Origin of the sequence: Streptomyces sp. NPDC017095, assembly GCF_044332325.1 — a bacterium.
Classification (GTDB): Bacteria; Actinomycetota; Actinomycetes; order Streptomycetales; family Streptomycetaceae; genus Streptomyces.
Genome location: NZ_JBIROU010000010.1, coordinates 106,172 through 127,944, shown reverse-complemented (window position 1 = coordinate 127,944; position 21,773 = coordinate 106,172). Strand labels below are relative to the sequence as shown.

Sequence of the window (21,773 nt, the reverse complement as noted above, 5' to 3'; positions counted from 1 at the left end):
TCATGGCTTAGCTCACGCCGTGAGTTAACTAGGGGTGCACATTCCCGTCAAGACGACCCGTCAGCTCGCCTGAGCCGACAGGAAGGGCGACGCACCATGAGGAGAACCCCCCGCGCGGTCCGGCTGCTCCTCGCCGGACTGCTCTCCGCCGCCGGCCTCACCCTGGCCGTACCTCCCGCGCACGCCACCGGTGAGCAGGTCACCGCCTGGCTCACCACCACCGACGACTCCGCCGGCCGGCACGTCGTGCGCGGCCTGCAGCCGCAGACGCCGTTCGCCTTCCAGTCCGGGACGGGCGGCGGCGGCGAGCACATCAGCGTGGACGAGAACACCCGCTACCAGACCTTCACCGGCGGCGGCGCGTCCTTCACGGACACCGCGGCCTGGCTGCTGAACAGCAGCGGGGCGCTGTCCCCGGCGACCCGGGACGCCACCCTGCGCAAGCTGTTCTCCCCCACCGACGGCATCGGCCTGTCGTTCCTGCGCAACCCGATGGGCGCCTCCGACCTGGCCCGCTACGGCTACACCTACGACGACGTGCCGGCCGGCCAGAGCGACCCGTCGCTGGCGAGGTTCTCCCTGGCGCACGACCTGGCCGACGTGGTCCCGCTGACCCGGCAGGCGCTCCAGCTCAACCCGTCCCTGACCGTGATGGCCTCGCCGTGGACGGCACCGGCCTGGATGAAGGACAGCGGCTCGCTCAACGGCGGCTGGCTGAAGGCGGAGGACTACGGGGCGTACGCCTCCTACTTCGTCAAGTACCTCCAGGCCTACAAGGACCAGGGCATCGACGTCCGGTACGTCACCCCGCAGAACGAGCCGACCTGCTGCTCCGGCTACCCGTCGATGAGCTGGAACGCCAGCGGCCTCGCCTACTTCACCAAGAACGAGCTGCTGCCCAAGCTCCAGGCGGCCGGCCTGAGCACCAAGGTGCTCGCCCACGACTGGAACTGGGACGTCTACGACTCCTACGCCGCCCAGACCGTGGACGACCCGGCCGTCCGCAACCACCCCAACTTCGGCGGCATCGCCTGGCACGGCTACGGCGGCGACATCGCCAAGCAGACGTCCGTGCACAACCAGTACCCGGGGCTGGACGCCTTCGGCACCGAGCACTCCGGCGGCACCTGGATCGCCGACCAGCAGCACGAGGACATGGCGAACATCATCGACTACACCCGCAACTGGGCGAAGTCGGTGACCAAGTGGTCGCTGGCCGTCGACCAGAACATGGGCCCGCACTACGGCGGCTGCGGCACCTGCACCGGCCTGGTCACCGTGCACAACGGCGACGGCGCGAGCGGGACCGTGGACTACACCGTCGAGTACTACGACATGGGCCACCTGACCAAGTTCGTCCGGCCCGGCGCCCAGCGGATCGCCTCCACCGCCTCCGCCACGGTGCCCAACGTGGCCTGGCGCAACCCGGACGGCGGCAAGGCGCTCATCGCCTACAACGGCTCCTCCGCCGCCCGGACGGTCACCCTCGACTGGGGCTCCCAGCACGCCACGTACACGCTGCCCGCGAGGACCTCGGCGACCTTCACCTGGTCCGGCACCCAGTCCGGCGGCGGCGCCCGCACCGGCGCGTTCACCGGACTGGCCGGCAAGTGCCTGGACGCGGCGGGCGGTTCCGCCGCCAACGGCACGGCGGCGCAGCTCTACGACTGCAACGGCAGCGCGGCCCAGCAGTGGACCGTGGGCACCGACGGCACCGTCCGGGTGCTCGGCAAGTGCCTGGACGTGACGGGCGGTTCGACGGCGGACGGGGCGAAGACGCAGTTGTACGACTGCAACGGGACCGGTGCGCAGCAGTGGTCGTACGACGCGGCCACCGGTGACGTGGTGAACACGGCGGCCGGCAAGTGCCTCGACGTCACCGACAACTCCCCGGCGAACGGCGCCCGCGCCCAGATCTGGACCTGCACCGGAGCCGCCAACCAGAAGTGGACCCTGCGGTGAGACGGTAGGGCGGTCATGCGACACACGGGGGCCGCGGCGGCGATGCCCGGTGTGCCGTGTCGCCGAACGGGCACCCGCGGACCATGGTGGTGACCATGACGACACCGCAGGATCTCTTCCTCGTGAGCCTGGACGTGCCCGGCGAGCACCCCGTCGAGCAGGGCGATCTGTCGCTGGCGCTGGCCGGCGCGGAGCTGATCGACCTGCTCGGGGTGCGCGCGCTCACCCTGGAGGGCGAGCGCATCGTGCCGGGACCGGTGCTGACCACGGGTGACCGGATGCTGGACGAGGCCGGCGCGAGGCTGGTCCGCGAGGAGCCGTACGAGAGCGTCGAGGACTGGCTGTGGCGGCGCGGCGAAGGACTGGCCGTGGCCTACCACGACGTCCTGGAGGGCGCCGGGCAGATCACCGGCAGGCGCCGGCACTGGTGGCCGGTGCGGGGCGGCGACGCCGTGCACGCCGACACCTCCGCCCGGCGCCACGCGACCGACCGCTGGGAGTCCCGCGACCCGGTCCTCACCGGGCTCGCGGACACCCTGGGCATCGGCGCCGGCCGGCCGCCCGGGACGGCCCCCGAGGACGAGGCCGTCGTCACCGTGCTGCTCGCGGTCGGCGACGCGGTCACCGAACTGGGGGCCGTGCGCGAGCGGCGCCGCATCGAGAACGTCGCCTTCGACAACATCTGGCGGGCGCCCTGAGCGGCCGGCCGGCCGTGGGCGGGCCGCCCCGCCCGCCTGAGCGGCCCGCCGCACGGCTGTACAGCGGCTCAGGGCGCCCACTTGAGCGGCCGGACGGCTACTCGGGCGGCCTCCACGCCCGTCTGAGCCGCCGGACGGCTACTCGGGCGGCTCCACGCCCGCCCGGAGCAGGCCGTAGGTGTAGGCGTCCTCCAGGGCCTGCCAGGAGGCGGCGATGACGTTCTCCGCCACACCGACCGTCGCCCACTCGCCCGAGCCGTCCGAGGTGGAGATCAGCACCCGGGTGGTGGAGGACGTGCCGTGCTTGCCCTCCAGGATGCGGACCTTGTAGTCGACCAGCTCCAGCCGGGCGAGCTGCGGGTAGATCTTCTCCAGCGCCACGCGCAGCGCGCGGTCGAGCGCGTTGACCGGGCCGTTGCCCTCGGCGGTGGCGACGATCCGCTCGCTCTTGGCCCACAGCTTGACCGTGGCCTCGTTGGCGTGGGTGCCGTCGGGACGGTCCTCCACGATGGCCCGCCAGGACTCGACGTCGAAGTACCTGAGCGGACGGCCCTGGACCTCGGCGCGCAGCAGCAGCTCGAAGGAGGCGTCGGCGGCCTCGTAGGTGTAGCCCTTGAGCTCCCGCTCCTTGACCCGCTCGACCACCCGGCCGACCAGCTCCCGGTCGCCGCCCAGGTCGATGCCCAGCTCCTTGCCCTTCAGCTCCACCGAGGCGCGGCCCGCCATGTCGGAGACCAGCATGCGCATGGTGTTGCCGACGAGTTCGGGGTCGATGTGCTGGTACAGGTCCGGGTCGACCTTGATGGCGGAGGCGTGCAGCCCGGCCTTGTGCGCGAAGGCGGAGACGCCCACGTACGGCTGGTGCGTGGACGGGGTGAGGTTGACGACCTCGGCGACGGCGTGCGAGATGCGGGTGGTCTCGCGCAGCTTGCCGTCCGGCAGCACCTTCCTGCCGTACTTCAGCTCCAGCGCCGCGACCACCGGGAACAGGTTGGCGTTGCCGACGCGCTCGCCGTAGCCGTTGGCCGTGCACTGCACGTGGGTGGCGCCCGCGTCCACGGCGGCCAGGGTGTTGGCGACCGCGCAGCCGGTGTCGTCCTGGGCGTGGATGCCGAGCCGGGCGCCGGTGGCGGCCAGGACGGCGGCGACGGTCGCGTGGACCTCGGCGGGCAGCATGCCGCCGTTGGTGTCGCACAGCACCACGACGTCGGCGCCGGCCTCGGCGGCGGTGCGGACGACGGCCTCGGCGTAGCGCGGGTTGGCGCGGTGGCCGTCGAAGAAGTGCTCGCAGTCCACGAAGACCCGGCGGCCCTGGTCCTTCAGGTACGACACGGTGTCGCGGACCATCTCCAGGTTCTCGTCCAGCGTGGTGCGCAGCGCCAGCTCCACATGCCGGTCGTGCGACTTGGCGACCAGGGTGATGACCGGGGCACCGGACTCCAGCAGCGCCCTGACCTGCGGGTCCTCGGCGGCCTTCGCGCCGGCGCGGCGGGTGGCGCCGAAGGCGACCAGCTCGGCGTGCCGGAAGTCGATCTCCTCGCGGGCGCGGGCGAAGAACTCGGTGTCCCGCGGGTTCGCGCCGGGCCAGCCGCCCTCGATGAAGCCGACGCCGAAGTCGTCCAGGTGCCGGGCGATGGCGAGCTTGTCCGCGACGGTGAGGTTGATGCCCTCGCGCTGCGCGCCGTCGCGCAGCGTCGTGTCGAAGACGTGGAACGAGTCGTCGCGCTCGCTGGTGGCCGTCTCGGTCATGTCTCAGGACTCCTGTTGTGAATCTTCGGTCTTACCGGAATGACCGGTTCCACCGTCCCCCCAATACTCCCGCGCGCTCCGCTCCCGGCCGAAGGTGGGGCCGTAAAACGAAAAAACCCCTCGCGGGTGCGAGAGGTCTGCGCGCGGGTCGAGGACGACGGTGGCCACCCGCACGTGGTTGTACGAGGTGGTCACTGCGGACCGGCGCGCCTGCTGCCGATAATCATGGCGAGCGAGAACACGGGGGCAGTCTGGCACAGCCCCGCCCCCGGCTCACCGCCCGTCTCAGGATGCGGGCGTCAGGCTGGACTCCCCGGAGTCCTCGGCGGCGCTGACCCGGGCCAGGTCCAGGTCCTTGGTCTCGCGCATCGTGACGTACACGACCAGGGAGACGGCGGCGCAGGCGGCCACATACCAGTAGAAGCCGGACTCCATGCCGGCCTTCTTGAACCACAGCGCGACGTACTCGGCGGTGCCGCCGAACAGGGCGTTGGCGAGGGCGTACGGCAGGGCCACGCCCAGCGCGCGGATGCCGGTCGGGAACAGCTCCGCCTTCACACAGGCGTTGATCGAGGTGTAGCCGGTGACCACGACCAGCGCGAGCAGGGCGAGGCCGAGGGCGGACCAGTAGCCGTCCGCGTGCCGCAGCAGCGTCATGACCGGCACCGTCAGGAAGGTGGAGCCGACCGCGAAGGTGATCAGCAGCGGACGGCGGCCGACGCGGTCGGACAGGGCGCCCGCGAGCGGCTGGAGGCAGGCGAAGACGATCAGCGCGGTGAAGGAGACCAGGGTCGCCGTCTGCTTGGACAGGCCCGCCGAGTTGGACAGGTACTTGGTGAGATAGGTGGTGTACGTGTAGTACGCCACCGTGCCGCCCATGGTCAGGGCGATCACCAGGAACGCCTCCCGCCGGTGCCGCCACAGGGCGCGCAGCGTGCCGCGCTCGGCCGCGCCCGAGGTGTCCTCCGCGTACACCTCGGTCTCCAGCATGGTGCGGCGCAGGTAGAAGACGACCGCCGCGCCGAGCGCGCCCACGATGAACGGGATGCGCCAGCCGTAGCTGTGCAGGGCCTCGTCGGACATGGTCCGCTGGAGGATGATCTGCAGGCCCAGGCCCGCGATCTGGCCGGCCGTCATGGACACGTACTGGAAGCTGGAGGCGAAGCCGCGCCGGGCGGGGTCCGACGCCTCGGTGAGATAGGTGGCGCTGGCCGCGTACTCGCCGCCCACGGACAGACCCTGGAGCAGCCGGGCGACGAGCAGGACGAGCGCGCCGCCGTAGCCGGCGACGCCGTAGGTGGGGGCGACGGCGATGAGGAGAGCCGAGGCCGACATGAGCGTGACGGTCAGGGTGAGGGCCGCCTTGCGGCCCTTGCGGTCGCCGACCCGGCCCAGCAGCCAGCCGCCCACCGGGCGCATGAAGAAACCGACGGCGAAGATGCCGGCGGTGTTCATGAGCTGCGCGGTGGGGTTGCCGCTCGGGAAGAACGCGCCGGCGAAATAGGTGGCGAAGCTGGCGTAGACGAACCAGTCGAACCACTCGACCATGTTCCCCGCCGAACCGACCCAGATCTTCTTCCAGTGGTGACGTCCCATGGGCCCTTACCTGCCCGGCGGCACCGCCGGCAACGCCTCCTCGACGAACTCCCGCACATGTCCGAGCACGTGGTCCCGGTCGGTGCCGCGCAGCCCGATGGCCACGTGGATGGAGAACCCGTCCAGCAGCGCGCGCAGCCGCGTGGCGAAGCGGTCCGCGTCGACCGGGCGGAACTCGCCGCGCGAGACGCCCTCGGCGATCAGCGCGACCAGATCGCGGTGCCAGGCCCCCTCGATCGCGGCCTGCCGCTCGCGCGCGGCCGCGTCGGCGTTCTGCGAGCGGTTCCAGACCTCCAGCCAGAGCGTCCAGTGCGGATCGCGGTGGCCGTCCGGGACGTACAGGTCGACGTAGGCCGCCAGGCGTTCCCGGGCCGTTCCCGGGCCGGTGAGCAGCCGGGCCCGCTCGGCGCCGAGCCGGCCCTCGCTCCACTCCAGGGTGCGCAGCAGCAGCTCGTCCTTGGAGCCGAAGTAGTACAGCAGATGGCCGCTGCTCATGCCGACCTCGCGGCCCAGCCCCGCCATGGTGAGCTTCTCCAGACCGCGTTCGGCGATCATGCTCATGGCGGTCGCGAGGACCTCCTCGCGCGGCGGCGCGTTCCTGCGCGCCCGGCCCGCACCGGCCATCTGCTGCTCCCGTGTGTGTCAGACCCTCGGCTGCTGCTGGGTGATGCAGTGGATGCCACCGCCACCGGAGAAGATCGTACGGGCGTCCACCAGGGTCACCGTCCGCTCCGGGAAGAGGCGGCGGAAGATCCCGGCGGCGATCTCGTCACGCGGGTCGTCGAAGCCGCACAGCACCACGCCGCCGTTGCAGAGGTAGTGGTTGATGTAGGAGTAGTCGGCCCAGTGGCCGTCGGCCTCCAGGGCGGTCGGGGCGGGCACCTCGACGACCTCCAGCGCGCGGCCCCGGGCGTCGGTCGCCGACCTGAGCAGGCCGATGACCTCCCGGGTGACCTCGTGGTCGGGGTGCGCCGGGTCCGGCTGGTGGTGGGCGACGACGACACCGGGGCGGGCGAAGGCGGCCACGATGTCGACGTGGCCGAGGGTGCCGAAGCCGTGGGGCGGGTAGTCGCCGGTCAGGCCGCGCGGCAGCCAGATCGCCTTGCTCGTGCCGAGGTGGGCGTGGATCTCCGCCTCGACCTCCGCCTTCGACCAGTGCGGGTTGCGCTCGGGGCCGAGCTGCACGGTCTCGGTGAGCAGGACGGTGCCCTCGCCGTCGACGTGGAGCGCGCCGCCCTCGTTGACCAGCTCCGAGGCGTACGTCCGCGCGTCCGCGCGTCCGGCGACGAACGCGCCGATCTTCGCGTCGTGCTCCCAGCGGGCCCAGTGCTGGGCGCCCCAGCCGTTGAACGTCCAGTCGACGGCGGCCAGCCGGCCCCGGCCGTCGGTCAGGAAGGTCGGGCCGATGTCCCGCATCCAGGCGTCGTCGAGCTCGTGCTCCACGGTCTCCACGCCGGGGCCGAGCAGGGCCCGCGCCCCGGCGGACTGACCGGGACCGCACACCACGGTGACCGGTTCGAAGCGGCGGACCGCGCGGGCCACGGACGCCCAGGCGGCACGGGCGGCGGCCAGGTCCTGAGGGTCCTCGAAGGTGGGGTTGGGGCCCGGCCACGCCATCCAGGTGCGCTCGTGCGGGGTCCACTCGGCGGGCATGCGGAAGCCGTCGGCGGCGGGGGTGGTCATGCGGCGGGTCCTTAGAGGAAGTAGAGGCGGTTGAGGGAGACGGAGTCGGCGGGCGCGGAGCTGACCGGGTCGCCGTCGAGGGTGACCAGGCCGGTGCGCTGGTCCACGTCGACCGCTCCGGTACGGGCGTTCAGCCGCAGGTCGGCGGGGCCGATGCCCCGGGTGCCGCGCACCGCGACCCGGCGCCGGCGGGTGGGCAGCGCGTCGCCGCCCTGCTCGGCGGCGGCCCGCGCGACGAACGCGACCGAGAGGTCGGCGGCCGTGGCGCCGTACGCCCCGAACTGCGGTCCGAGGACGAGGGGTTCGCAGGTGTCGGTGGCCGCGTTCGGGTCGCCGACCACGCCGTACGCCGGGAAGCCCGCCTTCAGCACGAGCTGCGGCTTGGCGCCGAAGTACTCCGGGCGCCACAGCACGATGTCGGCCAGCTTGCCGGGCTCGATCGAGCCGACCTCGTGGGCGAGGCCGTGCGCGATGGCCGGGTTGATGGTCAGCTTGGCGATGTAGCGCAGCACCCGGGCGTTGTCGTCGCCCTCGCCGTCGCCCTCCAGCGGGCCCAGTTCGGCCTTCATCTTGCCGGCCATGGCGAACGTCCGGCGGACCGTCTCGCCGGCCCGGCCCATGCCCTGGGCGTCGGAGGAGGTGATGCCGATCGCGCCCAGGTCGTGCAGCACGTCCTCGGCGCCCATGGTGCCGGCCCGGATGCGGTCGCGGGCCATCGCCGCGTCGCCGGGCAGGTCGGGCTTGAGGTCGTGGACGGAGACGATCATGCCGTAGTGCTCGGCGACCGCGTCCCGGCCGAAGGGCAGGGTGGGGTTGGTGGAGGAGCCGATGACGTTCGGGACGCCGGCCATCTTCAGCACGTTCGGCACGTGTCCGCCGCCGCAGCCCTCGATGTGGAAGGCGTGGATAGTCCGGCCCTCCAGCACGCGCAGGGTGTCCTCGACCGACAGGCACTCGTTCAGCCCGTCGCTGTGCAGGGCGACCTGGACGTCGTGCTCCTCGGCGACCCGGAGCGCGGTGTCCAGGGCGCGGGTGTGGGCGCCCATGTCCTCGTGCACCTTGAAGCCGCTCGCCCCGCCCTCGGCCAGCGCCTCGATCAGCGGCGCCGGGTCCGAGGACGAACCCCGGCCCAGGAAGCCGATGTTGACCGGCCAGGCGTCGAAGGCGTTGAAGGCGTGGCGCAGCGCCCAGGGCGAGTTGACGCCGACGCCCCAGACCGGGCCGAACTCCTGGCCGATGATCGTGGTCACCCCGGAGGCGAGGGACGCCTCCATGATGCGCGGCGACAGCAGGTGGACATGGGTGTCGACGGCGCCTGCGGTGGCGATCAGACCCTCGCCGGAGACGATGGAGGTGCCGGTGCCGACGACGACGTCCACGCCGTCCAGGGTGTCCGGGTTGCCGGCCCGTCCGATGGCAGCGATGCGTCCCTCGCGGATGCCGATGGACACCTTGCGGATGCCCTGGACGGCGTCGATCACGACGACGTTGCTGATCACGACGTCACAGGTGTCCCGGACGGCGGCGGCCTTCAGGTGCAGTCCGTCGCGGGCGGTCTTGCCGAAGCCGGCCAGGAACTCGTCGCCGTACTTCTGGGCGTCGGACTCGACCCGGACCGTCAGCCCCGAGTCGCCGAGACGGACGCGGTCGCCGGCGCGCGGGCCGTGGGTGGCCGCGTAGGCGTGCGGGTCGACGTGGACCGACCGGCTCACCTCGCGCCCCTTGGAGCGGCTCATCGTTCCTCGTCTCCTTCCGGGCCTGCCGGTTCTTCCGGTTCTTCCGGTTCTTCCGGTTCTTCCGGGCCTGCCGGTGCTGCCGGGCCTGCCGGGCCCGCCGGGTCTCCCGGGCCTGCCGGGCCTGCCGGTCCGGTCGGGCCTGCCGGCTCTTCCGGGCCTGCCGGTCCTGCCGGGCCTCCCGGGCCTCCCGGGCCTGCCGGGCCCGCCGGGCCTCCCGGGCCCGCCGGGCCTCCCGGGCCCGCCGGGTCTCCCGGGCCCGCCGGGTCTCCCGGGTCTCCCGGGCCTGCCGGGCCTCCCGGGCCCGCCGGGCCTCCCGGGCCCGCCGGGCCTCCCGGGCCCGCCGGGCCTCCCGGGCCCGCCGGGCCTTCCGGGCCTGCCGGCTTTTCCGGTGTCACTCCCAGGTAGCCGCAGGCGGCGGCACGGCGCAGGGCCTCTTGCCGGGCGCCGGGTGCGTCCAGCGGCCCGTCCACCAGGCCGGCGAAGCCGATCGCGACCCGCTCGCCGCCGATCGGCACCAGACCGACCTCCTCGCTCTCGCCCGGACCGAAGCGGACCGAGGAGCCGGCGGGCACGGCGAGCCGCATGCCGTAGGCCGCGCCGCGGTCGAAGTCGAGCCGCGGGTTGGCCTCGAAGAAGTGGAAGTGCGAGGTGACGGAGACGGGCACGGTCGCGGTGTTGGTGACGCGGAGCCGGACGGCGGGCGCGGGGTCGGCGTGCGGGGGGCCCGGGAGCAGCGCGCCGGGTGCGTCCTCGCCCAGGCCGCCGCCGATCGGGTCGGAGACGACCGCGAGCCGGGAGCCGTCGTCGAAGACGGCCTCGACCATCACCTCGGTGACGACGTCGGCGACGCCCGGCAGCACGTCGCCGGGGCCGAGCACCGACCGGGCGGCCTCGATGGCCTCGGCGAGCCGCCGGCCGTCCCGGGCCGCCTCGCAGACGGTGTCCGCGATCAGCGCGGTGGCCTCCGGCACGTTCAGCCTCAGACCGCGCGCCCGGCGGGCCCGGGCCAGCTCGGCGGCGCCGAAGAGCAGCAGCCGGTCGCGTTCCGTGGGAGTCAGTCGCACGGCGCGGCACCTCCTTGTCCTCCACAGGTTAGAGCAACACTCTAAACGCAGAATCCGGGAAACCGAAGGATTGACCGGGTAACGCGGCCCAGACCACATCGCACGCGCCCCATGCCACATCGAACGTCGCTCTAAAGCGAAGTGCCCCGCAGGAACGCGCGGGGAACCGCGCGCCCCTGCGGGGCACTTTCGGCCGGGCAGGCGGCCGGGCGCTTAACCGACCCGGTGCATCCAGCCGTGCTTGTCCTCGGTCATGCCGCGCTGGATGCCGAGCAGCGCCTCGCGCAGCCGCCGCGTCACCGGGCCCGGCGTGCCGTCGCCGTGGGACCAGGCGTCCGTCTTGGTCTTGACGTGGCCGATCGGGGTGACCACCGCGGCGGTGCCGCACGCGAAGACCTCGGTGAGGGCGCCCGACGCGGCGTCCGCGCGCCACTGCTCCAGGGTGACCACGCCCTCCTCGGCGGTGTAGCCGAGGTCGCGGGCGACCTGGAGGAGCGAGTCGCGGGTGATGCCCTCCAGGATGGAGCCGGTGAGCGACGGGGTGACGATCCGGTCGCCGTAGACGAACGCGACGTTCATGCTGCCGCTCTCCTCGACCTTGGTGCGGGTCACCGCGTCGAGGTAGACGACCTGGTCGCAGCCGTGCGCGGCGGCCTCGGCCTGCGGCAGCAGCGACGCGGCGTAGTTGCCGCCGGTCTTGGCGTCGCCGGTGCCGCCCGGGACGGCGCGGACGTGGTCCTCGGAGACCCAGATCGTGACGGGCTTGACGCCGCCGGCGAAGTAGGCGCCGGACGGCGAGGCGATCAGCATGAACAGGTACTCGTTCGCCGGGTGGACGCCGAGCGCGGCCTCCGTGGCGAACATGAACGGCCGCAGGTACAGGGACGCCTCGCCGCCGTGCGGCGGGACCCAGTCGGCGTCCTGGGTGAGCAGCGCGTCCAGCGCCGCGATGAACAGCTCCTCGGGCAGCTCGGCCATGGCCATCCGGCGGGCGGAGCCGCGGAAGCGGCGGGCGTTGGCCTCGGGGCGGAACAGCGCCACCGAGCCGTCGGGCTGCCGGTAGGCCTTCAGGCCCTCGAAGATCTCCTGGCCGTAGTGCAGGACGTGAGTGGAGGGGTCCAGGGAGATCGGGCCGTACGGGACGAGCTGGGCCTCGTGCCAGCCGCGGCCCTCGGTCCACTTGATCGTCACCATGTGGTCGGTGAAGTGGCGGCCGAAGCCGGGGTTGGCCAGGATCGCCTCGCGCTCCGCGGCGGCGAGCGGACTGGCGGACGGCTTGAGCTCGATCGTGGGCGTCGTCATCAGTGGTTGTCCTTCACCGGTTGTAGTGACGGGCCGCGCTCACGCCTGTACCGCTCGTCGTCGGTGCTTGGACGTCCGAGCATTCCCTCATATCGCGGCTCCGCGTTCGATTATCGCGCGGAGAGCGGCGGGGGACGGTACCGGGGTGGAGCGGCCCGGGCTTGATGGTGGCACCCGGCGGGGACATGACGAAAGCCGCCGGGCGCGGTGTCGCGACCCGGCGGCTTGGGCGAAGCGCGGCGGGTCAGCCGGCTACGCGTACGGCGAGCGCGTCGCCGATCTCGGCGGTGGAGCGGGCCGGCGTGCCGGTGCGCTCGGTGAGGTCGGCGGTGACCGCGGCGTCGATGCGGTCGGCCTCCGTGTCGTAGCCCAGGTGGCGCAGCAGCAGGGCGACGGACAGGACGGTGGCGGTGGGGTCGGCCTTGCCCTGGCCGGCGATGTCCGGGGCCGAGCCGTGGACCGGCTCGAACATGGACGGGAACTCGCGGCTGGGGTTGATGTTGCCGGAGGCGGCCACGCCGATGCCGCCGGAGACGGCCGCGGCGAGGTCGGTGATGATGTCGCCGAAGAGGTTGTCGGTGACGATGACGTCGAAGCGGCCGGGGTCGGTGACGAGGTAGATCGTCGCCGCGTCGACGTGGATGTAGTCGGTGGTGACCTCGGGGAACTCCTCGGCCACCCGGTTGAAGACGTTCGTCCACAGGTGCCCGGCGAAGGTCAGCACGTTGTTCTTGTGGACCAGCGTGAGCTTCTTGCGCGGGCGGGCCTGGGCGCGGGCGAAGGCGTCGCGGACGACGCGCTCCACGCCGTAGGCCGTGTTGACGGACACCTCGGTGGCGACCTCGTGCGCGGTGCCCTTGCGGATGGTGCCGCCGTTGCCCGTGTACGGGCCCTCGGTGCCCTCGCGGACCACGACGAAGTCGATCTCCGGCTGGCCGGCGAGCGGGGTGGCGACACCGGGGAGCAGCTTCGACGGGCGCAGGTTGACGTGGTGGTCGAAGGCGAAGCGGAGCTTCAGCAGGAAGCCGCGCTCCAGGACGCCGGACGGGACGCTCGGGTCGCCGATGGCGCCGAGCAGGATCGCGTCGTGCCGCTTGAGCGCGTCCAGGTCGGCGTCGGTGAGGGTCTCACCGGTGGCGTGGTAGCGCTGGGCGCCGAAGTCGTACTCCTTGGTCTCCAGCTTCACATCCTGCGGCAGGACGGCGGAGAGGACCTTGAGACCCTCGGCCACGACCTCCTGGCCGATGCCGTCACCGGGGATCACTGCGAGATTGATGCTGCGAGACATGCGGGAACCCTACTCCTCGTCCCAGGTGATGACACGCGGTGTCCGCGATGCGGACAGTCCGGCGGGGGGAGCCGGCTCAGTGGCCGGTCTCGCCGCCGTTGTCCCGGCGGTCCAGGGCGCGCTGGAGGGCGGCGGCGGCGTTCTTGCGGTCCGACTCGCTGGTGCGGGACGCGTGGCGGACTCGGCGGTGGGCGGTCGTCTCGGCCATGGGGATCGACTCCTTCGGCAAACGGCGCACGCGAAAGCGCGGCAAGGGGATACGAGACGCCGGATGAGGCGGGGAGCGTCGGCCGCAGGGGTTGCCTGCGCGGGCCGGCTCACGGCCGCCATTCGCTGGATCGAGCGAGACGTTCGGCTCCTCTCACGTTAAGGGAGCCGCCCGCGTCTGTCTGCCCACTTACTCGGACTTCCTACTATCTGAGACGAGGACCGCCCTGAGCTGGGCTTTCGGCCCCCGGCCCGGCACGCCGTCAGGTGATGTCGCCGTCCCGCCAGTCGAAGACCAGCTCGCCGGCCGGGTCGAGCGGACCGGCGAGCGCGGGCCGTACGTACACCCCGCCCTCCTCGTCCGCCAGCCGCACGACGCCGTCCGGGGACAGGGCGTGCACCTGTCCGGGCCAGCACTGCCAGCCCCGGGCGGCGTACAGCGGCGCGCCCTCGTCGCTCGCCGACAGCGCCCCGAGGTCGTAGGCCCGGTCCACGATCCGCTCCAGCCCGGCCATCACCCGCCCGCCGAGCCCGGTCCGCCGCACATCGGCCCGCACGGCGACCGCCTCCACGTACCCGGTGCGCAGCCACCTCCCCCGGTGCCGCACCCGCCGCATCACCAGCGCCCCGTGCGCGGCGAGCCCGCGGCCGTCCCGGATAAGCGCGTGGACCCCGCCCAGCCCGTGGTCGAAGTCCTCGTCCGAGAAGTCCCCGTCGAAGGCGTCGTCCAACAGACCACGGATCTCCCGCAGTCCGGCGGGATCGAGGTCGGCGGTGTGCACGATGCGGGCAGGCTGGGTCATGCCGCCAGTATCCCTTTCCGCGGACATGGCGACGGCCCGGGAGGCCCGCCGCGCGGCGGGCCTCCCGGGCCGGGGATCGCGGGGCGGGTCAGCCCATGTGCGGGTAGCCGTAGTCGGTCGGCGGGACCAGGGTTTCCTTGATGGCGCGGGTCAGCGTCCAGCGCTGGAGGTTCTGGGGGGCGCCGGCCTTGTCGTTGGTGCCGGAGGCGCGGCCGCCGCCGAAGGGCTGCTGGCCGACGACGGCGCCGGTCGACTTGTCGTTGATGTAGAAGTTGCCCGCGGCGAAGCGGAGCTTGTCCATCGTGTACGCGGCGGCGGCACGGTCGCCCGCGACGACCGAACCGGTGAGGGCGTAGTCCGACACCGACTCCATCTGGGTCAGCATCTCGTCGTACCGGTCGTCCTCGTAGACGTACACCGCGAGGATCGGACCGAAGTACTCGGTGGTGAACACCTCGTTCTCCGGGTCGGTGCACTCGATGACGGTCGGGCGGACGAAGTAGCCGACCGAGTCGTCGTAGGAGCCGCCGGCCACGATCGTGCAGGACGGGTCCTGCCTGGCGCGGTCGATGGCCGCCTTGTTCTTGGCGAAGGACCGCTCGTCGATCACCGCGCCCAGGAAGTTGGACAGGTCGGTGACGTCGCCCATGGTGAGGTAGTCGACCTCGGCGGCGAACTCCTCCTTGAAGCCCGAGTTCCAGATGGAGGCCGGGATGTAGGCGCGGGAGGTGGCGCTGCACTTCTGGCCCTGGTACTCGAAGGCGCCCCGGGTCAGGGCCGTCTTCAGCACCGCGCGGTCGGCGCTCGGGTGGGCGACCAGGAAGTCCTTGCCGCCGGTCTCGCCGACCAGACGCGGGTAGGAGCGGTACTTCTCGATGTTGTTGCCGACCGTCTTCCACAGGTACTGGAAGGTCTTGGTCGAGCCGGTGAAGTGGATGCCCGCGAGGTCCCGGTGGACCAGGGCGACCTCGGAGACCGCGATGCCGTCGCCGGTGACGAGGTTGATGACGCCCTTGGGCAGGCCCGCCTCCTCCAGCAGCTCCATGAGGAGGACGGCCGCGTGGGTCTGGGTCGGGGACGGCTTCCAGACCACCACGTTGCCCATCAGGGCGGGCGCGGTGGGCAGGTTCGCGGCGATCGCCGAGAAGTTGAAGGGCGTGATCGCGTAGACGAAGCCCTCCAGCGGACGGTGGTCCAGCCGGTTCCACACGCCCGGGGAGTTCGCCGGGGGCTGCTCGGCCAGGATCTGGCGGGCGTAGTGGACGTTGAAGCGCCAGAAGTCGACCAGCTCACAGGGGCTGTCGATCTCGGCCTGCTGGGCGGTCTTGGACTGGCCCAGCATGGTGGAGGCGGCGATCGTCTCGCGCCAGGGGCCGGCCAGCAGCTCGGCGGCGCGCAGGATGATCGCGGCGCGGTCGTCGAAGGACATGGCGCGCCAGGCCGGGGCGGCGGCGAGGGCCGCGTCGATGGCGTCCTGCGCGTCCTGCCGGGTGGCGTGGCGGCCGGTGCCGAGGACGGCCTTGTGGTTGTGCGGCTGCACGACCCGGAACGGCTCGCCGCCGCCCAGCCGCTTCTCGCCGCCGATGGTCATCGGCAGGTCGATCGGGTTGTCGGCCAGCTCCTTGAGCTTGACCTCCAGCCGGGCGCGCTCGGGCGAGCCGGGGGCGTAGCCGTGCACCGGCTCGTTGACCGGGGTGGGGACCTGGGTCACAGCGTCCATGAGATCCGTAACTCCTTGTACGTGAGCGGGTGTGCGGGCTCAGCCCTTGCTGACCATCGAGCGGAGGAAGAAGCGCAGGTTGGCCGGCTTCTCCGCCAGGCGGCGCATGAAGTAGCCGTACCAGTCGGTGCCGTAGGCGGTGTAGACGCGCATGCGGTGGCCCTCTGCGGCCAGCCGCAGGTGCTCCTCGCTCCGGATGCCGTACAGCATCTGGAACTCGTATTCGGCCGGCTTGCGGCCCGCCTGGTGGGCCAGTTCCTGGGCGATGGCGATCAGACGCGGGTCGTGGGACCCGATCATCGGGTAACCCTCGCCCTCCATCAGTATCCGCAGGATGCGCACGTAGGCCTTGTCGATCTCGTGCTTCTGCTGGTAGGCGACCTCGGCGGGCTCCTTGTAGGCACCCTTGACCAGGCGGACGCGGCTGCCGGCCTCGGCGAGGCGGCGCGCGTCGGTCTCGGTGCGGAAGAGGTACGCCTGGATGACGCAGCCGGTCTGCGGGAAGTCCTTCCGCAGCTCCTCGTGGATGGCGAACATCGAGTCCAGGGTGGTGTGGTCCTCGGCGTCCAGCGTGACCGTCGTACCGATGGCGGCGGCGGCCTCGACGACCGGGCGGACGTTGGCGAGGGCCAGCTCGTGGCCGCCGTCCAGCGCCTGGCCGAACATGGAGAGCTTGACCGACATCTCGACCTTCTCGCCCAGCTCCAGTTCGGCGAGCCGGCCGATCAGCTCCAGGTAGGCGTCCCGGGCGGCGGTGGCCTGCTCCGGGGTGGTGATGTCCTCGCCGACGACGTCCATCGTCAGCTCCAGGCCCTTGGCCGTCATCTCCCTGATGATCGGGACGATGTCGGCCACGGTCTCACCGGGGATGAAGCGGTCGACGACCTGCTTGGTCACCGGGGCCGCCGAGATCAGGCGTCGCATCCGGTCGCTGCGCGACGCGGCGAGAATCACGGGACCCAGCACGGGGCACCTCCACAGACAAGCACCAATTCGGCCGGAGCCCGACGATTCGGGTACGGCACGGAGAACCACCGTGAAACCTAAGGATCTCTCCGATCGTGGGCCATCGACAGCTGTCACGCATCCGTGCCCGGGATCTCAGACACCTGTATGAAGGTGGCCGGAACATGGGGGAGAATGCCCGGGTGAAGGCCGATTCTGCTTCTTTCCACCGCGCGGGTGACTACCAGGAGCTGGTGGACGAGATCTCGGAGCTGCTGGGCGTCCCCGCGACCCTGGAGAACCGCGACTTCGAACTGATCGCCTTCGGCGCCTACGACAGCGACGACGAACTGGACCCGTCCGCGCTGGACCCGGTGCGCACCCGCTCGATCCTGACCCGGCGCTCCACGGCGCCGGTCCGGGCCTGGTTCGAGGGCTTCGGCATCACCCGCGCCACCGCGCCGGTGCGCATCCCGCCGAGCACCGAGGCCGGCGTCTACCGCGGCCGGATCTGCCTGCCCGTACGCCACCGGGGCGTCGTCCTCGGCTACGTCTGGCTGCTGGACGGCGACCCCGGGCCGACCGACGCCCAGCTCGCCGCCGCGATGCGGGTCGCCGACCGGATCGGCGCGCTGCTCGCGGACGAGGCGGAGGCCGGGGCCGGACTGAGCCGCGAGCTGCGGGCGGTGCTCACCGCGGACCGGGGCTGGCAGCGGGACATGGCGGTGGCCGACCTGCGCACCGCCCTCGGCCCCCGCGCCGACGGCCCGCACACGCTGGTCTGCGTCGCGCCCTGGCCGGCGGCCGACCCGGACGACGCCCCGGCCCCGCGCACGGTCCCGCACGCCACGGCGCTGTGCACCCTGCCCTGGGGCGCGACGGGCCTGAGCCTGGCGGTCCTGGTCCGGCTGCGCAGCACGGACGTGCCCGCCCCGGCGGTGGCCGCCGCCACGCGGCTGCTGAAGGAGGCCGAGGAGTCGCGGGGCGCGCGGGCGCGCGGAGCCGGCGCGCGGACGGCGGCAGCGGCGGCGGTCCGGGCGGGCGGGCCCGCCGGCCTGGCCGCCGGGACGGGCGGACCCGCCGCCGGCGTCGGGGAACCGGGGGCGGGCCTCGCCGAACTGGGCACCATGTGGCAGCAGGCGTCCGACGCCGCGCGCGCCGCGCTGGCCGAGCCGCGGTTCGGGCCGGTCGCGCAGTGGGCGGGCATCGGGGCGTACCGGCTGCTGACCGCGCTGCCGCCGCAGGCCGCGCACGACCGCGTCACCGGCGCGCTCCTCTCCCCCGCCCACCGGGAGCTGGCCCGCACGGCGGAGGTCTACCTCGACTGCGCCGGACAGGCCGGCCGCACCGCCTCCGAGCTGGGCATCCACCGCCAGACGCTGTACTACCGGCTGTCCCGGGTGGAACAGCTCACCGGCCTGGACCTGGACGACGGCGAGGACCGCCTCCTGCTCCACATGGCCCTGAAACGCTCCCGGCTGTGACCGCCGCACACTCCGGCGGAAAAAAAATCCGGCGGTGATGTCGAGAACCCGGGACCGGCTCCGTCCCCGTGGTGGATGCGGCCACAATGGGTCGCACCGGCGAGGAGGAGCCCCGACGATGGCCAAGTACCTGCTGCTCAAGCACTACCGAGGCGCCCCGGCCGCGGTCAACGACGTACCGATGGACCGCTGGACGCCCGAGGAGATCTCGGCCCATATGCGGTACATGCACGACTTCGCGGCCCGGCTGGAGGAGACCGGCGAGTTCGTCGACGGCCAGGCACTCGCCCCGGAGGGGGCGTGGGTGCGCTACGACGGCGAGGGGCGCCCGCCGGTCACCGACGGACCGTTCGCCGAGACCAAGGACCTCATCGCGGGCTGGATGGTGATCGACGTCGACGGCTATGAGCGGGCCGTCGAGCTGGCCGGGGAGCTGTCGGCCGCGCCGGGGGCCGGCGGCAAGCCGATCCACGAGTGGCTGGAGGTGCGCCCGTTCCTGACCGCGCCGCCCACCATCACGGAGTGACGCCCCCGATGGACGAGGCCCTGCTCCGCGCTCTCGCGCCGAGCGTGCTCACCGTCCTCGTCCGCCGCGGAGCCGACTTCGCGGCGGCCGAGGACGCCGTGCAGGACGCGCTGGTCGAGGCGCTCCGGGTCCGGGCGGACGGTTCCGCCCCGGCTTCCGGGCCCGGCCCGGGCAGTGCGGAGCCGCTCCGGGACGCCAAGGGCTGGCTGGTCACCGTGGCCTGGCGCAAGTTCCTCGACGCGACGCGCGCCGACGCCGCGCGCCGCCGGCGCGAGGACCGTGCCGCGGAGGAGCCGGCACCCGGGCCGGCGCCCTCGGCGGACGACACGCTCCACCTCTACTTCCTGTGCGCGCATCCGTCGCTGACCCCGGCGTCCGCGGTCGCGCTCACCCTGCGCGCCGTCGGCGGGCTGACCACCCGGCAGATCGCGCGGGCCTGTCTGGTGCCCGAGGCGACCATGGCGCAGCGCATCAGCCGGGCCAAGCGCACCGTCTCCACCGTGCGCTTCGACCGGCCCGGCGATGTCGCCACCGTGCTGCGCGTCCTGTACCTGGTCTTCAACGAGGGCTACTCCGGCGAGATCGACCTCGCCGCCGAGGCCATCCGGCTCACCCGGCAGCTCGCGGCCGCCGTCGACCACCCGGAGGCGGCCGGGCTGCTCGCCCTCATGCTGCTCCACCACGCCCGGCGGGCCGCCCGGACCACGCCCGACGGCACGCTGGTGCCGCTCGCCGAGCAGGACCGGAGCCGGTGGGACACCGCGCTGATCGCCGAGGGCGTCGGCGTCCTCCAGGCGGCCCTGGCCCGGGACCGGCTGGGCGAGTTCCAGGCCCAGGCCGCCATCGCCGCGCTCCACGCGGACGCGCCCGCCGCCGAGGAGACCGACTGGGTGCAGATCGTCGAGTGGTACGACGAACTCGTGCGCCTGACCGGCAGCCCGGTGGTCCGGCTCAACCGGGCGGTCGCCGTCGGGGAGGCCGACGGACCGCGCGCCGGGCTCGCGGAACTCGCGGCGCTGGACCCCTCGCTGCCCCGCCACACCGCCGTGGCCGCGTACCTCCACGAGCGCGCCGGCGACCCGGTGACCGCGGCACGGCTGTACGCCGAGGCGGCGCACCAGGCACCCCACCTCGCCGAGCGCGACCACCTGACGCGCCAGGCCGCCCGGCTCAACGCCCGCCGGCAGCGCTGACGGGTCCCGGCCGGCACGCCTGCCGCGCCGGGAAACGCCGGACGGACCGGCCCCGGGGCCGGTCCGTCCGGGAGGCGGGGCCGGTCGGCCCCGGTGCGTCGTCAGACCAGGTTCACCGAGCGGGCGGACGTGGCGCCGATCTCCGCGGCGAGCTCGGCCAGGACGGTGGCGGTCACCGTGTCGTCCACGGTCAGCACGGCCAGCGCCTCGCCGCCCACCGTGGCGCGGGCGACCTGCATGCCGGCGATGTTGATGCCGGCCTCGCCGAGGATGCGGCCGACGGTGCCGACGACACCCGGACGGTCCTCGTAGCGCAGGACGAGCATGTGGTCGGCGAGCGCGAGGTCGACGTCGTACTCGCCGACCGCGACGATCTTCTGGACGTTCTTCGGACCGGCCAGCGTGCCGGAGACCGACACCTCCTCGCCGGTGCCCAGCGTGCCGCGCACGGTCACCACGTTGCGGTGGTCGGCCGACTCCGAGCTGGTGGTCAGGCGCACCTCGACGCCGCGCTCCTGCGCGAACAGCGGCGCGTTCACATAGGACACGGTCTCGTCGACGACGTCCTCGAAGACACCCTTGAGCGCGGACAGCTCCAGCACCTTCACGTCGTGCTGGGTGATCTCGCCGTAGACCTCGACGTCGAGGCGGACCGCGACCTCGCCGGCCAGGGCGGTGAAGATCCGGCCCAGGCGCTCGGCGAGCGGCAGGCCCGGCTTGACGTCCTCGGCGATGACACCGCCCTGGACGTTGACCGCGTCCGGCACCAGCTCGCCGGCCAGGGCGAGGCGGACGGACCTGGCGACGGCGATGCCGGCCTTCTCCTGCGCCTCGTCCGTCGACGCGCCGAGGTGCGGGGTGCAGACGACCTGGTCCAGCTCGAACAGCGGGGAGTCGGTGCAGGGCTCCTTCGCGTACACATCGAGGCCGGCGCCGGCGACCCGGCCCTCCTTCAGCGCCGCGTACAGCGCCGCCTCGTCCACGATGCCGCCGCGCGCCGCGTTGACGATCCGCACGCTCGGCTTGACCTTGCGCAGCGCCTCGTCGCCGATCAGGCCGAGGGTCTCGGGCGTCTTGGGCAGGTGGACGGTGATGAAGTCGGAGACCTCCAGCAGCTCGTCCAGGGAGAGCACCTTGACGCCCATCTGCGCGGCCCGCGCGGGCTGCACATAGGGGTCGTAGGCGACGACCTTCATGCCGAAGGCGGACATGCGCTGCGCGACGAGGGCACCGATGCGGCCCAGGCCCACGACACCCAGCGTCTTCTCGGCCAGCTCCACGCCCGTGTACTTGCTGCGCTTCCACTCGCCGTTCTTCAGCGCGGCGTTGGCCTGCGGGATGTTGCGGGCGGTGGCGAGGAGGAGACCGCAGGCCAGCTCGGCGGCGGTCACGATGTTGGAGGTCGGGGCGTTGACGACCATCACGCCGGCCTTGGTGGCGGCGGAGACGTCGACGTTGTCCAGGCCGACGCCGGCCCGCGCGACGACCTTGAGCTTCTTCGCGGCGGCGACCGCCTCGGCGTCGACCTTGGTGGCCGAACGGATCAGGATCGCGTCCACCTCGGCGATGGCCGGCAGCAGCTCGGAGCGGTCCGCCCCGTTGCAGTGCCGGATCTCGAAGTCCGGACCGAGGGCGTCGACGGTGGCAGGCGACAGCTCTTCAGCGATGAGTACGACAGGTTTCGAGCTCACGTGAGTCCTCACATGTGCGATGCGGACGGCCGTCCCGACGGCCGCAGGCGGAGGAGGGGCTAGCCGCGGAAGACGCACGACGCTGTGGGCCTGACGCGTGTTGTGCAGAAGTGTAGTGGCGCGAGG

General features: G+C 72.8%; 17 protein-coding genes and 1 pseudogene. 5 read left to right on the top strand and 13 right to left on the bottom strand.

All coding sequences use genetic code 11. From position 1 onward, the window contains the following. Positions 1–96 precede the first annotated feature (96 nt). Both ACH4OA_RS21420 and ACH4OA_RS21415 read left to right on the top strand, forming a co-directional pair. A complete protein-coding gene (locus ACH4OA_RS21420; protein ID WP_397970197.1) occupies positions 97–1,962 on the top strand; it encodes a ricin-type beta-trefoil lectin domain protein in 1,866 nt (621 codons plus the stop codon). 95 nt (positions 1,963–2,057) lie between these two features. After that, on the top strand, positions 2,058–2,660 hold the full coding sequence (locus ACH4OA_RS21415) for a GPP34 family phosphoprotein (RefSeq protein ID WP_397970195.1): 603 nt from the start codon (positions 2,058–2,060) through the stop codon (positions 2,658–2,660). Positions 2,661–2,798: 138 nt separating this feature from the next. Here ACH4OA_RS21415 and cimA read toward each other — a convergent pair whose 3' ends face one another. From cimA to ACH4OA_RS21355, 12 genes and pseudogenes are all read right to left on the bottom strand, one after another. Beyond that, complete coding sequence (gene cimA, locus ACH4OA_RS21410) at positions 2,799–4,409, bottom strand: citramalate synthase (RefSeq protein WP_397970193.1); 1,611 nt, start codon at positions 4,407–4,409, stop codon at positions 2,799–2,801. A gap of 285 nt (positions 4,410–4,694) precedes the next feature. Next, positions 4,695–6,005: an MFS transporter gene (locus ACH4OA_RS21405; protein ID WP_397943038.1), complete on the bottom strand. Its 1,311-nt coding sequence runs from the start codon at positions 6,003–6,005 to the stop codon at positions 4,695–4,697. A 6-nt stretch (positions 6,006–6,011) separates the two neighbouring features. Next, the gene (locus ACH4OA_RS21400) at positions 6,012–6,629 is read right to left on the bottom strand and encodes a TetR/AcrR family transcriptional regulator (protein ID WP_397970191.1); all 618 of its coding nucleotides are present in this window, start codon (positions 6,627–6,629) and stop codon (positions 6,012–6,014) included. Between the two features lie 18 nt (positions 6,630–6,647). Further along, on the bottom strand, positions 6,648–7,688 hold the full coding sequence (locus tag ACH4OA_RS21395; protein WP_397943035.1) for an agmatine/peptidylarginine deiminase: 1,041 nt from the start codon (positions 7,686–7,688) through the stop codon (positions 6,648–6,650). Positions 7,689–7,699: 11 nt separating this feature from the next. After that, positions 7,700–9,424, bottom strand: coding sequence for an urease subunit alpha (locus ACH4OA_RS21390; RefSeq protein WP_397970189.1), 1,725 nt, complete (start codon positions 9,422–9,424; stop codon positions 7,700–7,702). 392 nt (positions 9,425–9,816) lie between these two features. Then, positions 9,817–10,488: pseudogene (gene ureA / locus ACH4OA_RS21385) on the bottom strand (urease subunit gamma); the annotation flags it as partial. Positions 10,489–10,701: 213 nt separating this feature from the next. Further along, complete coding sequence (locus ACH4OA_RS21380) at positions 10,702–11,790, bottom strand: branched-chain amino acid aminotransferase (protein WP_397948817.1); 1,089 nt, start codon at positions 11,788–11,790, stop codon at positions 10,702–10,704. Positions 11,791–12,034: 244 nt separating this feature from the next. Continuing rightward, positions 12,035–13,078, bottom strand: a complete 1,044-nt coding sequence (locus ACH4OA_RS21375; RefSeq protein ID WP_365874720.1) for a 3-isopropylmalate dehydrogenase — start codon at positions 13,076–13,078, stop codon at positions 12,035–12,037. A 76-nt stretch (positions 13,079–13,154) separates the two neighbouring features. After that, a complete protein-coding gene (locus ACH4OA_RS21370; protein WP_268744354.1) occupies positions 13,155–13,286 on the bottom strand; it encodes a hypothetical protein in 132 nt (43 codons plus the stop codon). A 262-nt stretch (positions 13,287–13,548) separates the two neighbouring features. Beyond that, positions 13,549–14,088, bottom strand: a complete 540-nt coding sequence (locus tag ACH4OA_RS21365) for a GNAT family N-acetyltransferase (protein WP_397970187.1) — start codon at positions 14,086–14,088, stop codon at positions 13,549–13,551. 88 nt (positions 14,089–14,176) lie between these two features. Further along, entirely contained in the window at positions 14,177–15,808 is a 1,632-nt protein-coding gene (gene pruA, locus ACH4OA_RS21360; protein ID WP_397970186.1) for an L-glutamate gamma-semialdehyde dehydrogenase, read from the bottom strand. A gap of 39 nt (positions 15,809–15,847) precedes the next feature. Then, positions 15,848–16,774, bottom strand: a complete 927-nt coding sequence (locus ACH4OA_RS21355; RefSeq protein ID WP_397970184.1) for a proline dehydrogenase family protein — start codon at positions 16,772–16,774, stop codon at positions 15,848–15,850. A 164-nt stretch (positions 16,775–16,938) separates the two neighbouring features. On the opposite strand from ACH4OA_RS21355, the gene ACH4OA_RS21350 reads away from it, so the two are divergent. From ACH4OA_RS21350 to ACH4OA_RS21340, 3 genes are all read left to right on the top strand, one after another. Continuing rightward, the gene (locus tag ACH4OA_RS21350) at positions 16,939–18,237 is read left to right on the top strand and encodes a PucR family transcriptional regulator (RefSeq protein WP_397970182.1); all 1,299 of its coding nucleotides are present in this window, start codon (positions 16,939–16,941) and stop codon (positions 18,235–18,237) included. A gap of 118 nt (positions 18,238–18,355) precedes the next feature. Continuing rightward, the gene (locus ACH4OA_RS21345) at positions 18,356–18,763 is read left to right on the top strand and encodes a YciI family protein (RefSeq protein WP_397943019.1); all 408 of its coding nucleotides are present in this window, start codon (positions 18,356–18,358) and stop codon (positions 18,761–18,763) included. An 8-nt stretch (positions 18,764–18,771) separates the two neighbouring features. After that, a complete protein-coding gene (locus tag ACH4OA_RS21340; RefSeq protein WP_397970375.1) occupies positions 18,772–19,956 on the top strand; it encodes an RNA polymerase sigma factor in 1,185 nt (394 codons plus the stop codon). 101 nt (positions 19,957–20,057) lie between these two features. Here ACH4OA_RS21340 and serA read toward each other — a convergent pair whose 3' ends face one another. Beyond that, on the bottom strand, positions 20,058–21,647 hold the full coding sequence (serA, locus tag ACH4OA_RS21335) for a phosphoglycerate dehydrogenase (protein ID WP_397943017.1): 1,590 nt from the start codon (positions 21,645–21,647) through the stop codon (positions 20,058–20,060). Positions 21,648–21,773: the final 126 nt, after the last annotated feature.

Bases quoted from the DNA above. Each gene is read 5' to 3' on its own strand.
- ACH4OA_RS21420 (WP_397970197.1), top strand. From the start codon at position 97: ATGAGGAGAACCCCCCGCGCGGTCCGGCTGCTCCTCGCCGGACTGCTC.
- ACH4OA_RS21415 (WP_397970195.1), top strand. From the start codon at position 2,058: ATGACGACACCGCAGGATCTCTTCCTCGTGAGCCTGGACGTGCCCGGC.
- cimA (WP_397970193.1), bottom strand. From the start codon at position 4,409: ATGACCGAGACGGCCACCAGCGAGCGCGACGACTCGTTCCACGTCTTC.
- ACH4OA_RS21405 (WP_397943038.1), bottom strand. From the start codon at position 6,005: ATGGGACGTCACCACTGGAAGAAGATCTGGGTCGGTTCGGCGGGGAAC.
- ACH4OA_RS21400 (WP_397970191.1), bottom strand. From the start codon at position 6,629: ATGGCCGGTGCGGGCCGGGCGCGCAGGAACGCGCCGCCGCGCGAGGAG.
- ACH4OA_RS21395 (WP_397943035.1), bottom strand. From the start codon at position 7,688: ATGACCACCCCCGCCGCCGACGGCTTCCGCATGCCCGCCGAGTGGACC.
- ACH4OA_RS21390 (WP_397970189.1), bottom strand. From the start codon at position 9,424: ATGAGCCGCTCCAAGGGGCGCGAGGTGAGCCGGTCGGTCCACGTCGAC.
- ACH4OA_RS21380 (WP_397948817.1), bottom strand. From the start codon at position 11,790: ATGACGACGCCCACGATCGAGCTCAAGCCGTCCGCCAGTCCGCTCGCC.
- ACH4OA_RS21375 (WP_365874720.1), bottom strand. From the start codon at position 13,078: ATGTCTCGCAGCATCAATCTCGCAGTGATCCCCGGTGACGGCATCGGC.
- ACH4OA_RS21370 (WP_268744354.1), bottom strand. From the start codon at position 13,286: ATGGCCGAGACGACCGCCCACCGCCGAGTCCGCCACGCGTCCCGCACC.
- ACH4OA_RS21365 (WP_397970187.1), bottom strand. From the start codon at position 14,088: ATGACCCAGCCTGCCCGCATCGTGCACACCGCCGACCTCGATCCCGCC.
- pruA (WP_397970186.1), bottom strand. From the start codon at position 15,808: ATGGACGCTGTGACCCAGGTCCCCACCCCGGTCAACGAGCCGGTGCAC.
- ACH4OA_RS21350 (WP_397970182.1), top strand. From the start codon at position 16,939: ATGGGGGAGAATGCCCGGGTGAAGGCCGATTCTGCTTCTTTCCACCGC.
- ACH4OA_RS21345 (WP_397943019.1), top strand. From the start codon at position 18,356: ATGGCCAAGTACCTGCTGCTCAAGCACTACCGAGGCGCCCCGGCCGCG.
- ACH4OA_RS21340 (WP_397970375.1), top strand. From the start codon at position 18,772: ATGGACGAGGCCCTGCTCCGCGCTCTCGCGCCGAGCGTGCTCACCGTC.